This window comes from Micromonospora deserti, assembly GCF_003236335.1.
GTDB lineage: Bacteria > Actinomycetota > Actinomycetes > Mycobacteriales > Micromonosporaceae > Micromonospora > Micromonospora deserti.
The window spans coordinates 1-12,130 of record NZ_POUB01000186.1; the positions used below are offsets into that span (position 1 = coordinate 1).

General features: G+C 72.9%; 14 protein-coding genes. 7 read left to right on the plus strand and 7 right to left on the minus strand.

All coding sequences use genetic code 11. From position 1 onward, the window contains the following. On the plus strand, positions 1-833 hold an 833-nt coding region (locus C1I99_RS22310; protein ID WP_111136170.1), incomplete at its 5' end, for a chorismate-binding protein. Positions 834-1,016: 183 nt separating this feature from the next. Here C1I99_RS22310 and C1I99_RS22315 read toward each other — a convergent pair. Next, entirely contained in the window at positions 1,017-2,027 is a 1,011-nt protein-coding gene (locus tag C1I99_RS22315) for a LysR family transcriptional regulator (protein ID WP_111136171.1), read from the minus strand. A 105-nt stretch (positions 2,028-2,132) separates the two neighbouring features. Between C1I99_RS22315 and C1I99_RS22320 the strand changes: the two genes are divergently transcribed. After that, entirely contained in the window at positions 2,133-3,116 is a 984-nt protein-coding gene (locus tag C1I99_RS22320) for a DMT family transporter (RefSeq protein ID WP_233512643.1), read from the plus strand. Beyond that, positions 3,113-3,646, plus strand: a complete 534-nt coding sequence (locus C1I99_RS22325; RefSeq protein ID WP_233512644.1) for a YbaK/EbsC family protein — start codon at positions 3,113-3,115, stop codon at positions 3,644-3,646. Before C1I99_RS22320 ends, C1I99_RS22325 begins: the two co-directional genes overlap by 4 nt. Positions 3,647-4,081: 435 nt before the next feature. Here C1I99_RS22325 and C1I99_RS22330 read toward each other — a convergent pair whose 3' ends face one another. Further along, positions 4,082-4,945 carry a TioE family transcriptional regulator gene (locus tag C1I99_RS22330; RefSeq protein ID WP_233512645.1) on the minus strand — a complete coding sequence of 288 codons (864 nt, stop codon included), beginning with the start codon at positions 4,943-4,945 and terminating at the stop codon, positions 4,082-4,084. Here C1I99_RS22330 and C1I99_RS22335 point away from each other — a divergent pair. After that, complete coding sequence (locus C1I99_RS22335) at positions 4,932-6,134, plus strand: erythromycin esterase family protein (protein ID WP_111136175.1); 1,203 nt, start codon at positions 4,932-4,934, stop codon at positions 6,132-6,134. The genes C1I99_RS22330 and C1I99_RS22335 overlap by 14 nt on opposite strands. Before the next feature lie 198 nt (positions 6,135-6,332). Further along, a complete protein-coding gene (locus C1I99_RS34140; protein WP_233512646.1) occupies positions 6,333-6,470 on the plus strand; it encodes a hypothetical protein in 138 nt (45 codons plus the stop codon). Between the two features lie 10 nt (positions 6,471-6,480). Here the strand turns inward: C1I99_RS34140 and pip are convergent, their stop codons facing one another. The 3 genes from pip to C1I99_RS22360 form a co-directional block, all read right to left on the minus strand. Next, the gene (gene pip / locus C1I99_RS22350) at positions 6,481-7,443 is read right to left on the minus strand and encodes a prolyl aminopeptidase (RefSeq protein ID WP_111136176.1); all 963 of its coding nucleotides are present in this window, start codon (positions 7,441-7,443) and stop codon (positions 6,481-6,483) included. A 143-nt stretch (positions 7,444-7,586) separates the two neighbouring features. Then, positions 7,587-8,399, minus strand: a complete 813-nt coding sequence (locus C1I99_RS22355; RefSeq protein WP_111136177.1) for an ABC transporter permease — start codon at positions 8,397-8,399, stop codon at positions 7,587-7,589. Continuing rightward, the gene (locus C1I99_RS22360) at positions 8,396-9,352 is read right to left on the minus strand and encodes an ATP-binding cassette domain-containing protein (RefSeq protein WP_199562345.1); all 957 of its coding nucleotides are present in this window, start codon (positions 9,350-9,352) and stop codon (positions 8,396-8,398) included. Before C1I99_RS22360 ends, C1I99_RS22355 begins: the two co-directional genes overlap by 4 nt. A 75-nt stretch (positions 9,353-9,427) precedes the next feature. Between C1I99_RS22360 and C1I99_RS22365 the strand changes: the two genes are divergently transcribed. Both C1I99_RS22365 and def read left to right on the plus strand, forming a co-directional pair. Further along, complete coding sequence (locus tag C1I99_RS22365; RefSeq protein WP_111136179.1) at positions 9,428-10,213, plus strand: TetR/AcrR family transcriptional regulator; 786 nt, start codon at positions 9,428-9,430, stop codon at positions 10,211-10,213. Between the two features lie 10 nt (positions 10,214-10,223). Next, the gene (gene def, locus C1I99_RS22370; protein WP_111136180.1) at positions 10,224-10,733 is read left to right on the plus strand and encodes a peptide deformylase; all 510 of its coding nucleotides are present in this window, start codon (positions 10,224-10,226) and stop codon (positions 10,731-10,733) included. Between the two features lie 52 nt (positions 10,734-10,785). Here the strand turns inward: def and C1I99_RS22375 are convergent, their stop codons facing one another. Together C1I99_RS22375 and C1I99_RS22380 are read right to left on the minus strand one after the other, a co-directional pair. Beyond that, the gene (locus C1I99_RS22375) at positions 10,786-11,046 is read right to left on the minus strand and encodes a hypothetical protein (RefSeq protein WP_146604020.1); all 261 of its coding nucleotides are present in this window, start codon (positions 11,044-11,046) and stop codon (positions 10,786-10,788) included. Positions 11,047-11,291: 245 nt separating this feature from the next. Continuing rightward, a complete protein-coding gene (locus C1I99_RS22380) occupies positions 11,292-12,068 on the minus strand; it encodes a GNAT family N-acetyltransferase (RefSeq protein WP_111136182.1) in 777 nt (258 codons plus the stop codon). Between the last annotated feature and the right edge of the window lie 62 nt (positions 12,069-12,130).

Here is a 12,130-nt window from a genome sequence, read left to right on the forward strand (position 1 = left end):
CCCCGGCCCCGCCCGGCGAGGGCTGGTGGCTCGGCGACTGGGCCGAGAGCTGGACGCCACGGCAGCACGCCGACGCGGTGCGGGCTGTCCGCGACGCCATCGGCCGCGGCGACGTCTACCAGGTCAACCTGGTCGGGCACGCCGCCGCCCGCTACACCGGGAACCCGCTACCCGCGCTGGCCCGCCTCGGCGCGCTGCCCGGCGCCCGCTACGGCGGCACCCTCACCGGGGCCGGTTGGGCCATCGGCTGCGCCTCCCCGGAAACGCTGGTCGAGCTGACCGGCGGCCGGCTGGTCACCCGGCCCATCAAGGGCACCCGGCCGGCCACCGCCGCCGGCCGCGCCGACCTGCTCGCCTCGGCCAAGGAACGCGCCGAACACATCATGATCGTCGACCTGGAACGCAACGACCTGGCCCGGATCGCCCGCACCGGCAGCGTGCGGGTCGACGAGTTGTTCGCGGTACGCCGCTGGTGCGACCTGTGGCAGGCCGAGTCGACCGTCTCCGCCGCGGTCGCCGACGGGCTGGGCCTGGCCGACCTGCTCCGCGCGGTCTGCCCCGGCGGCTCGGTCACCGGCGCGCCGAAACGCGCCGCGCTGGACCGCATCGCCGCCCTGGAGCCGGTCGGGCGCGGGGCCGGCATGGGCGCGCTCGGCTGGGTCGCACCGGGGCGGATCGACCTGGGCCTGACCATCCGCACCGCCGCCGCCGACGCCGACCGGCTGCATGTCTGGGCCGGCGGCGGCATCACCTGGGGCAGCGACCCCGACGCCGAGGTGGCCGAGGCCGCGGCGAAGACCGCCCCGGTGCGCGCCGCCCTCGCCGGCGCTTGACCCGCCCGGCGTGCGCCTCGGCGGCCCCTCCGGCCCGCCGGCGCGGCGGCCAGGCTCCGCGGCCCTGCGCCGCTTCGGGCTGATGTCGTCCCCGGTCACGCGACCACACGTTTCGGCCGTTGTCGAACTGATGTCGGGACCGACCCACCCGGCCGGCGTGGTGGCCGTGATGTCGCGGACGGTTCAGCCCGACCGAGCTGCCCGTGGCTTCCAGCGACACGGCTGGGCCGGGCTGAGGGGTGACGCGCCAGGGGCAGAGGCGAGGTAGTCCTTCTGCAAGCCCGGAGGTTCTGACCCGGACCGTACGCGTTGGGTTATCACCTGTAGGGCGCGCAGCACCGTCTGCACGGACGCTCGGTTCGGGGTCTCGGGCCTGGTGAGGACGTCGATGCGGCGGCCGGCGGGCAGGTCGTCGAGGGGGCGGAGCACTATTCGGGGGTCGGGCAGGGTGGTGTAGCCGGGCAGCAGGGCCAGGGCGGCGCCGGAGGCGACGACGGATGCGGCGACGGTGAACTCGTTGATCCGATGCGTCACGTCGAGCGGTCGGCCGGCGGCGGCGGCGATGGCCGCCAGGGTGCCCTGCAAAGGAAAGCCGTCGTGGACGCTGATCCAGGGCTGGGTGGCGACGTCCGCGGCGGTGAGCCGCGCGGTGCGCGCGAGCGGGGACGTGGCCGGCACGGCTACGTAGAGGGGCTCGTGGACCAGCGGGAGCGCGGTGAGCCGGTCGCTCGGCCACGGCGGGCTGGAGTCGAGGCGGTGGGCCAGGACTAAGTCGTAGTCGGCCACCAGGGCCGGGAAGTCGTACTGGGCTACGTCGGCGTCGGCGCAGTGCACCGGTGGCCCGCCGGTCTCGTGCAGGTGCTGGATCAGGGGGGCGAAGTAGGCCAGGGCGGCGCTGTGGAAGGCCGCCACGCTGACCGGCAGGCCCGGGTCGTCGAGGTAACCGTCGACGGCGTGCACGGCCCGGTCCAGCGCACCGATCACCTCCACGGCCGCGGCGGCCAGCGCCTTGCCCGCATCGGTGAGCACCAGACGCCGGCCGCGGCGCTCGGTCAGTGGGGCCCGGCTGGAGCGCTGTAGCGCGGCCAGCTGCTGGGAGACGGCTGATGGCGTGACGTGTAGGGCTCGGGCGACGGCGGCGACGCTGCCGCGTTCTCCGAGCTCTCGCAAGATCCTCAGCTGGTGCACTTCCATTAGGTATGCCTACACCATCGCTTCAGTAACTCGTGCCTTGTCTACATGATCAGCCGGCCTGAGGCTGATCATGTGTCAGCGATACCGGGAGCGACAGCATTGGGTGTGGGGCGTCGGGTGGACGTGCTGCTGCTCGGTGTCGCGGCGGTGTGGGGCAGCAGTTACCTATCGGCCAAGGTGCTCGTCGTCGCCGGCGGCGTGCTGGCGGTGCTGGCCCTGCGCTACCTGGTCTCAGCCGCGGCCATGGCCCTGGTCTGCGTCGCCCGCCGCCCGCCTCGACCAGGGCGCCGAGAGGCCGCCGTCGGGATCGGGCTGGGCGTAACGCAGGCCGCGGTGCTCGCCCTGGAGACCTACGGAGTGTCGCTGACCAGCGCGACGAACGCCGGGCTGCTGATCAGCCTGACGATCCTGCTGACCCCGGTGCTCGACGGCCTGGTGTCGCGGAGATGGCTGCCGCTGGGCTTCTTCGGCGCAGCGGCGGTAGCGCTGGCCGGGATCGCGCTGCTCATCTCCGGCTCGGGGCTGCGCGCCCCCTCGACCGGCGACGCGCTGATGCTTGCCGCCGCCGTGATCCGCGCCGTGCACGTGACCGCCTCAAGCCGGCTGACCCGCACGCGCCCCCATGACGCAGTCCCGATGGACACCATCACCCTGACGCTGCTGCAGACGATCGTCGGGGCGGTGATCTTCACCGCGGCCGGTGCGCCCGCGGTCGCTCGCGCGGTGACCGGCTTCGGGCCCACGCAGTGGCTGAACGTGCTCTACCTGGCACTCGGATGCAGCATGTTCGCCTTCCTTGTGCAGCTGTGGGCGGTGCGTCGCACCTCCGCGTCCCGCGCGAGCCTGCTGCTCGGGACTGAACCACTGTGGGCGGTCCTGATCGGGCTGTGCTTGGCTGGTGATGTCCTCGGCCCGGCTGGCGCGGTCGGCGCCGTGCTCGTGATCGCCGGCACCTTCTGGGGCCAGCGCGTCGAGACCCGCCACCGCGCCCGGCTGCCCGCGACCGCGGGCGAGGACGCGGCGGAAGTCCCCTCGGCCGGAGCATCTACGGAACCCATCGGACGCACGCCCCAGGAGGCCACTCGATGACTCGGCCAGAGACCAGCCCGGGCCCGGACATGCCGCCTGTCCCCGGCAAGTACCAGCTGTACGAGCGGCTGATCGCTGACCTGGAGGCTGCGGGCGCCTCCTACCGGCTCCTGGAACACCCTGCCGAGGGCCGCACCGAGCTGGTCAGCGGCATGCGCGGCCACCCCGTCGCGCACGCCGCCAAGTGCTTGATCGTCATGGTGAAGATCGGCAAGAAGCAGACCCGGTACGTGCTCGCGGTCGTGCCCGGCGACGCCCGGCTGGACCTGAGTGCCGTCAAGACGCTGCTCGGCGGCACCTACGTCTCCTTCGCCTCCACCGACAAGGCCGAAGAGCTAGCCGGCAGCGTCAGCGGCACAGTCTTGCCCGTCAGCTACGACCAGCGCCTTCAACTCGTCGCTGACCCGACGCTGCTGCAGGCTCCCGAGCTCTTCTTCAACGCCGCCCGCTTGGACCGCTCCGTCGCGGTCCGCACCGCTGACTGGATCGCCCTCGCCCGCCCCCAGCTCGCCGACATCATCAGCCGGTGAAGCGAGCCATTGGGCGTGCCAGTGGCAAAAGCCCTTAGCTGCTAAATGATGCGTCCCGGGATCAAGAAGTTGGTCGAAAGCTGCCGCACGTCCGATAATGAACGTTGGTGATACAGCCGAGGTGACCAGGCGTTCCCGAGTTCCGACCTCGAACCCCTCGACCTCTACAAGCACGGCACCGTCGGCTGACCCCGCCCGACACACCGACCGGTCCCGGCACACATCGTGCCGGGACCGTCTACATTTCTTCATCCACACCAGGATCAAGTTTTCGGCGGGCTGGGTCAGCTACCCAAGCGTGGCGCCTGAGAGGGTGCGGGCGCAGTAAACTCGCTGGCGACGCGCCGGTTTCGGGACTGGCCTTGCTGCAGAAACGTGCCCGACTGGCGCCCGTTGTTGATCATCCCGAAAGCGACCGAGGGACGATGGCGACGATCAGCGGGAGCTGTTGGGCGGCTGAGTCGGGTTCGTGGTCGACGAGGCGGCGGTGCAGGCGCTCGGCTCGTCTCCGGACGGGACCGGCCGGCAGTTGAGGTAGGCGTCCAATGCGGCAGCGCCGGTGAGCATGGCGCGACTCTTGGCCGACAGGCGGGCACGCCAGTCGCGGAGCATGGACTCGAGCGGCGCAATGCCTCCGGCGGAACGGACCTGGACAATCAGCGGGGCGATCTGCACCAGCAGGTAACCACCTCGTCTGAGCTGGTGAGCCAGTAGGACGTCGCGCACGTCGGCCGCGCTGTAGACCCGATAGCCCGTCTGCGGGTCACGGCGTGGCTCGACCAAGCCAGCGCGTTCCCATTTACGGAGGGTGGCCGGGCGGATGCCGAGCCTTCTCGCCAGGGGACCGACGAACGTGTCGCCGCGTTCCTGCGGCACCGGCTCGAGGTCACGAACAGCGGCTTCGACGGCCTGGAGGGTGCGGCGGTCGTCAAGAAGCTGGGCGTGACTCTCGTCGATAAGCCGGAGCGCATCCTCGGTCGCGTCCCGGTTGATCGCCTGCATGATCGACGTGGCCGTCTGGTGACCGTGTCCGGGCACGAGGGCGAGGAACGCGCGCAGGGCTTGCGCGTGCCGCCGCGTGTAGGTGCGGTAACCATGCGGGGTGCGTCCAGCCGCCGGAAGGATCCCGGCCGCCTCGTAGTTCCTGATCGCCTGCGTGGACAGACCATGCCCACGCGCCAGGTCAACCGGCCTGAGTCGCCCACCGTTTTGAAGGTTTTGCCTCAAGGTCCTGCCAATATCGCGGAGAAGTTTCAACCGTTGGTTCAACGATACCGTTGAGGGCATGACTGCTGGCATCACAGACACCGCCCATGTCGTCGACGCTGCTACCGTCATGCGGTTGCTCACGGCCAGGCCGCGGCTGCTTGCCTTGGGTGAGCCGACCCACGGCGAGGACGTTCTGCTCGAGCTGCGGAACGATCTTTTCCGGCAACTCGTCGAGCTGGAGGGCTACCGGACGATCGCCATCGAGAGCGACTGCATGATGGGCCTAATCGTGGACGACTACGTCACCTCGGGCGCCGGCACCCTCGACGAGGTCATGGAGCGCGGCTTCAGCCACGAGTGGGGCGCCTTCCCGGCCAACCGCGAGCTGGTGCGCTGGATGCGCGCGTACAGCGACGGCCGGCCCGCGTCCGAGCGGCTGCGCTTCGCCGGTTTCGACGGCCCGCTGGAGATCACCGGTGCCGCGAGCCCCCGGCAGGCCCTCACCGCACTGCACGCCTACCTCACCGCCTGGGCCGACGCCGATCTGCTCCCCTGCGCCGCCGATACGCTCGACCGCCTGCTCGGCGCCGACGACCAGTGGACCAACCCCGCCGCGATGATGGACCCATCCCAGTCCGTGGGGCAGACACCCGAGGCCAAGCAGTTGCGGCTGCTCGCCGACGACCTGGTGACGCTGCTCGACGCGCAGACGCCACAGCTGATCGCGGCGTCCTCACCGGACGACTGGGACCGGGCACGCCTGTACGGGCGCACCGCCACCGGGCTGCTGCGCTACCACTTCTGGATGGCCGACACGTCACCGAGCCGCATGGCGCGGCTGCTCGGCGTGCGGGACTCGATGATGGCCGCCAACCTGCTCGCCATCGCCGAGCAGGGCCCGGCGCTGGCGAACGCCCACAACGGCCACCTCCAGCGGAACAAGAGCAGGATGCGGATGGGCGACCTGCCGGTGGAATGGTGGAGCGCCGGCGCGATCGTCAGCGCCCACCTGGGCCAGGGGTACGCCTTCCTGGCCACGGCCCTCGGCACGATCCGTCACCAGGGAGTGGACACCCCGCCTCCGGACACCATCGAAGGGCTCCTGTACGCGCTCCCGGAGGACCGGTACGTCGTCGAGGCCCGCCGACTGGCCGCTATCCTCGGCGAGGTGACACCCGCTGGCCGCGTTTCCCCCTGGTACGGCTACTCCCCGCTGGACCCGGCGCACCTGGCCAGCAACGACGGGATCGTGTTCGTCAAGGACGCCCGGCGGAGCTAGGCCCCCAGCGTCCAGCAACAACTGACCAGTGCTGGTCCAGGTGGCGATCGGGCGTCGCCGGCTACTCGTCGACGGCGTCCGGTCACGCAGTGGGCGTAGCGTCTGGTCGGTGCGCGGGGTGAAGGCGTAGCGGCCGAGCATGTTGATGTGGGCGTGCCCGAGCGGTGAGAGCCGTGCGACGTCCTCATCGCGGACCGGGTGCCCGTCGGCGCGCACCTGGGCGTCGGCGGCGGGCGCCTCTTCGACGACGGCCTGCCCGCGGGGCAGTGGGCGCTCGTCAGCCGGGCCGCGGGTGAACACGGCACGTTGGCTCTCGTCTACGACCGAGTCCGCTGAGCCGGGCCGATCAGCGGACTCGACCGGCAAAGTCGTCCAGCGCCGCCACCACCCGCTCGGCCATGCCGTGCCCGCTGCCGTGCCCGGCGGCGTCCAGCAGTTCCAGCCGGGCGTCCGGCCAGGCCCGGGCGAGGCGCCAGGGGATGTCCGGCGGGCCGCTGATGTCCAGGCGGCCGTGCAGCAGCACGCCGGGGATTCCGGCCAGCCGCCCGGCGCCACGCAGCAGCTCGCCGTCGGGCAGGAACCCGGCGTGGCGCCAGTAGTGGGTGACCAGCCGGGCGAACACCATCCGGAACACCGGGTCGGCGTAGATGGGGTCCGGCCGGTGGCCGGGGACGGTGGCCACGTGGGTGTCCTCCCAGGCGCACCAGTCGCGCGCCGCCCGGTCGCGCACCGCCGGATCCGGGTCGGCCAGCAGCCGGGCGTACGCGTCGGCGAGGTCGCCGTCCCGGTCGGCCGCCGGCACGCCGGCACGGAAACGCTCCCACTCGACCGGGAAGACCCGCCCCATGTCCCGGGTGACCCAGTCGACCTCCCGGCGGGTGGTGGTCACCACGCTGAACAGCACCAGCTCGCTGACCCGCTGCGGGTGCCGCTGGGCGTAGGCCAGACCGAGGGTCGACCCCCAGGAGGCGCCGAGCACCAGCCAGCGGTTCACGCCGAGGTGCTCGCGCAGCCGTTCGATGTCGGCGACCAGGTGGCCGGTGGTGTTGGTGGACAGGTCCACCGCTGGGTCGGCCGCGTGGGGGAGACTGCGACCGCAGCCGCGCTGGTCGAACAGGACCACCCGGTAGCGGGCCGGGTCGAACAGCTGCCGCCACGCCGGGGCGCACCCGGAGCCGGGGCCGCCGTGCAGCACCACCGCCGGTTTGCCGTCGGGATTGCCGCAGGTCTCCCAGTGGACGAGCTGGCCGTCGCCGACGTCGAGCATTCCGTGCGCGTACGGCTCGATCGGTGGATATCGCCCGGTCATGGATCCGTTCCTCCCCCATCCACAGATACAACAGCACTGTTACATTAGTTGGGCGGTGGAGGAGCCCCGGACCGGGAGGCGCGCGCGGCACGTGCGGGAGCTGCTCGACGCCGACGTGGCCGTGGCCCGCTGACCGACCGCGGTCAGCGGCTCAGCCGCCGGTAGCGGCGTACGGACAGGGGCAGGAAGACGGCGGTCAGCAGCAGTGGCCAGGCCACCGCGAGGATGACGGCGTGCTGCGCGGCGAACGAGTCGCCACCCCAGCCGGGGTTGCCGAACAGCTCCCGGCAGGCGGCGACCGTCGCCGACAGCGGATTCCACTGCGCGAGCGCGGCGAGCCACCCGGGCATGCTCTCCGGGGCGACGAACGCGTTCGAGGTGAACCCGACCGGCCACACCAGGATCTGCAGCACCATCACCGACTCCGGCCTGCGCAGCACCAGCGCCAGGTGGATGCCGACCCAGATCAGCGCGAGCCGCAGCAGCAGGAGCAGCCCGACGGCGGCGGCCGCGGCGGCGGCACCGTGGTGCCACCGCCAGCCCACCGCCGCGCCGCAGGCGAGCATGACGACCAGTCCCGCGGCGGAGTTGACCAGGTCGGCGGCGGCCCGGCCGGTGACCACCGCGGACCGCGCCATCGGCAGCGAGCGGAACCGGTCGGTGACCCCGCGGGCGGTGTCGGTGGCCACCGCGGCGTAGCTGGCCTCGACGCCGAAAACCATGGTCATGGCGAACATGCCGGGCAGCAGGAACTCGCGGTAGTCGCCGCCGCCGGGCACCGACATCGCCCCGCCGAACAGGTAGCCGAACATCAGCACCAGCAGCACGGGAAACAGCAGCCCGACCATCACCTGGGCGGGTTGCCGGGCCCAGTGGTCCAGGGCCCGGCCGGTCAGCACGAGGGTGTCGGCCACGGCCCAGCGCAGCCTGCGCGGGGCGAGGGAGAGACTGCTCATCCGGTCACCTTCTGTGTGTCGGTGAGGTGCAGGAACACCTCGTCCAGGGTGGGGCGGCGCACCGCGACATCGGCGGCGCGCAGGCCGACCGCGTCGAGGGCGCGCAGCACCGCGGCCAGAGCGGTGACCCGCTCGGTGACCGCGACGCTGACCCGAAGCGCGGCCGGGTCGACCGCCGGGGCCGCGCCCGTGGCGGCGGCGATCACCGTGGCGGCCCGGTCGAGCTCGTCGGCGCGGTGCAGCACCACGTCGACGCGGTCGCCGCCGAGGTCGTCCTTGAGCTGCGCCGGCGTGCCGGCGGCGGCGACCCGGCCGGCGGCGATCACCCGGACGGTGTCGGCGAGCTGGTCGGCCTCCTCCAGGTACTGGGTGGTCAACAGCACGGTGGCGCCGTCTGCGACCAGCGCGCGCACGGCGTCCCACACCTCGCTGCGCCCCCGCGGGTCCAGGCCGGTGGTGGGTTCGTCGAGGAAGAGCACCGGCGGGGCGACGATCAGGCTGGCGGCCAGGTCGAGGCGCCGGCGCATGCCGCCGGAGTACGTCGACACCGGCCGGCCGGCGGCGTCGGCCAGGCCGAAACGTTCCAGCAGGTCGTCCGCGCGGGCCCGGGCGGCGCGCCGGGGCAGGTGGTGCAGCCGGGCGAACAGCACCAGGTTCTGCCGGCCGCCGAGCACCTCGTCGACGGCGGCGTGCTGACCGACCAGGCCGATGGCGGCGCGGACCCGGTCGGGATGGCGCAGCAGGTCGTGGCCGGCGACCCGGGCCCGGCCGGCGTCGGGGCGCAGCAGGGTGGTCAGGATCCGCACGGCGGTGGTCTTGCCCGCCCCGTTCGGGCCGAGCAGGGCGCAGACCCGCCCGGCCGCGACGGTCAGGTCCAGCCCGGCCAGTGCGTCGGTGTCGCCGTATCGCTTGCGCAGCCCTTCGGCCTCGATCGCCGGTGTGTCCATGTGCATCCGCGCTCCCGCCTCCCGTCATTGTCGTACACCGTACCGTACGTCATACGGTACGGACGACGGTAGAGTCCGGGCATGGCCACCGAGTACAGCGGCACCGGCGACCCGGCGCGCAGCCTCGCCCTGCTGTGGCGCACCCGGGAACGGGCCAGCCGCAAGGGCCGCCCCGACCTGTCGGTCGACCGGATCGTCCGCGCCGCCATCGAGGTCGCCGACGCCGACGGGCTCGCCGCGCTGTCCATGCGGCGGGTCGCCGAACGCCTCGGCGTGGGCACCATGAGCCTCTACACGTACGTGCCCGGCAAGGGCGAACTGCTCGACGTCATGCTCGACACCGTCTACGGCGAGACCGCCCGCCCCGACCACGTGCCCGGCGGGTGGCGCGGGCGCCTGGCGCAGATCGCCCGCGAGACGTGGAACCTCTACCTGCGCCACCCGTGGCTGCTGCAGGTCGCCACCACCCGCCCCCCGCTGGGCCCCAACCTCATCGCCCGCTACGAGTACGAACTGCGCGCCGTCGACGGCATCGGCCTGACCGACCTGGAGATGGACGCCGTGGTCACCCTCGTCTCCGGGTTCGTGCACGGCGCCGTGCGCAGCGCGGTCGAGGCCGCCCAGGCCGCCGCCCACACCGGCATGACCGAGCAGCAGTGGTGGCAGGCCCACGCCCCGTACCTAGAGAAGGCCCTCGACGCGCGCCGGTTCCCACTCGCCGCCCGGGTCGGCACCGCCGCCGGCCAGGAGTACCAGGCCGCCAGCGACCCCGCCCGGGCCTTCGAGTTCGGCCTGGCCCGCATCCTCGACGGCATCGAGGTGCTCATCCGCGACCGCCCGGGCGCCGCCGCCGCCGACCACCGATAACCTTGCCGCCATGACGATGCGGCCCATCCGGATCATCGGCGACCCGGTGCTGCGCACCCCCGCCGAGCCCGTGACCAGCTTTGACGCCGAGCTACGCGCCCTGGTCACCGACCTGATGGACACCCTGCTCGGCGCGCCCGGCCGCGCCGGCGTCGCCGCCCCCCAGATCGGGGTCGGCGCCCAGGTGTTCGTCTACGACGCCGACGGCCACCGCGGACACATGGTCAACCCGACGCTGGAGCTGTCCGAGGAGATCCAGAACGACGACGAGGGCTGCCTGTCCATCCCGGGGCTGTACTTCCCGACCCCGCGGGCGCTGCACGCCACCGCGCACGGCTTCGACCAGCACGGCGAACCGCTTACCATTCCCGGCAGCGGTTTCCTCGCCCGCGCCCTGCAACACGAAACCGACCACCTCGCCGGCCGGCTCTACGTCGACACGCTGCGCGGGGACGCCCGCCGGCGCGCGCTGCGGGAAATCCGCGCCGGCCGGTTCGACTCACCCAGCCGTCGCGGCTGACCCCGGCGTACGCGACCCGGCCGCCGGACCCCTGGTCGGGCCCGGCGGCCGGTCACCGGCGGACGTTGGCGATCGCCCCGCCCATGCTGCCGGTCGTGTCGACCAGCAGCACCACGTCGGGCTTCGGCGGGATCGCCGGGGTCGACACCACCTTGCTGACCGGGATCGACGTCCCCGGGTCGGCGTCGCGGTCGACCGTCGGCGGGCTCACCTCGGCCGCCGCCGCCGGGGCCGCCAAGCCGGTCACCGCCGCCACCGCCGCGATCAGGGTCACCGACCGTGATCGCCACCGGGGGACTGCTGCTGTTGCCATGCGTTCTCCTCCAGCTCCCGCCGCACGGGCACCGCGCGGCCTCTGCCCGAAGACGCTAGGGGTGCCAGCGGCCCGCGCCGGTCCGACACAAGCCCAGCCCAGCGTTGAGTTGTTGACCCCGCGTGGCGGCTGGACACGCTAGCCGTCACCGGATTCCGCCGCCGCCCGGCCGGTCGTCGCGGCCGCCGTGACCGGACGGCCACGACAGCCCACCACACGGGAAGTAATCGCAAGACAACCAACTGTCACCGCGCGACGGCGGTCAGCAAATACTCGCCGTAATCGGCGACGCGGGTGAAACCGAGCCGCTCGTACAGCCGCACCGCCGCGACGTTGTCCGCCTTCACGTTCAACGTCACATGGTCGACGCTGTCACCCAGCCGCCCGCACACGGCGGCCACCGCCGCACCGGCCAGCCCTCGGCCCCGCGCCCGGGGATGGGTCGCCACGTTGCCCACCGCCGCCACCCGGTACGCCGGCGACCACACGTGCACCCCGGCCACCGCCACCAGCCGCCCGCCCTCACCGACACCCACGTACCGGCCGGTGTCCAGCATCCGCGGATCGAACCAGTTGCCCGGATACGCCGCCGCGTACAACTCCCGCAACGACGGCAGGTCACCGGCGTCCAACGGCACGCCCGCCGGTCGCACCGCCGCCAGCCGGGCCCGGTCGGTCAACGCCATCTTCCAGTGCGCACCCGCCGCGTCCACCCGGTACGCCCCGGCCAGCGCCGACTCCACACCGGGGGACAGGTGCGCCCACAGCCGGGCCGGCAGCACCGGCGCCAGCTCGCCCAGCAGGCCCGCCAGCGCCGGCACCCGCGGCGGCGCCGCGAACGCCAGCAACGTCGGCAGGTCCGCACCGTGGTACAGCAACGCCACCTCGTCACCGCGGCGGAACCACGAGGTGTACGGCCAGAAGAAGTCGTCCAGGTCACCCAACTGGTACGCGTGCAGCACCGGATCCCGCCCCAGCAGCCCGGCCAGCACGGCCCGGTCGTGTTCCGCTCGCACCGGCACCCGCCGATGATCACACGAGGCCCCACCCGCCGCGGCGGGCAGGTGCCCGCCCCGCCGTCAGC

Coding starts and splice junctions, on each gene's coding strand:
- C1I99_RS22315 (WP_111136171.1), bottom strand. CDS start 2,027: ATGGAAGTGCACCAGCTGAGGATCTTGCGAGAGCTCGGAGAACGCGGC.
- C1I99_RS22325 (WP_233512644.1), top strand. CDS start 3,113: ATGACTCGGCCAGAGACCAGCCCGGGCCCGGACATGCCGCCTGTCCCC.
- C1I99_RS22335 (WP_111136175.1), top strand. CDS start 4,932: ATGACTGCTGGCATCACAGACACCGCCCATGTCGTCGACGCTGCTACC.
- C1I99_RS22330 (WP_233512645.1), bottom strand. CDS start 4,945: ATGCCAGCAGTCATGCCCTCAACGGTATCGTTGAACCAACGGTTGAAA.
- pip (WP_111136176.1), bottom strand. CDS start 7,443: ATGACCGGGCGATATCCACCGATCGAGCCGTACGCGCACGGAATGCTC.
- C1I99_RS22355 (WP_111136177.1), bottom strand. CDS start 8,399: ATGAGCAGTCTCTCCCTCGCCCCGCGCAGGCTGCGCTGGGCCGTGGCC.
- C1I99_RS22360 (WP_199562345.1), bottom strand. CDS start 9,352: ATGCACATGGACACACCGGCGATCGAGGCCGAAGGGCTGCGCAAGCGA.
- C1I99_RS22365 (WP_111136179.1), top strand. CDS start 9,428: ATGGCCACCGAGTACAGCGGCACCGGCGACCCGGCGCGCAGCCTCGCC.
- def (WP_111136180.1), top strand. CDS start 10,224: ATGACGATGCGGCCCATCCGGATCATCGGCGACCCGGTGCTGCGCACC.
- C1I99_RS22375 (WP_146604020.1), bottom strand. CDS start 11,046: ATGGCAACAGCAGCAGTCCCCCGGTGGCGATCACGGTCGGTGACCCTG.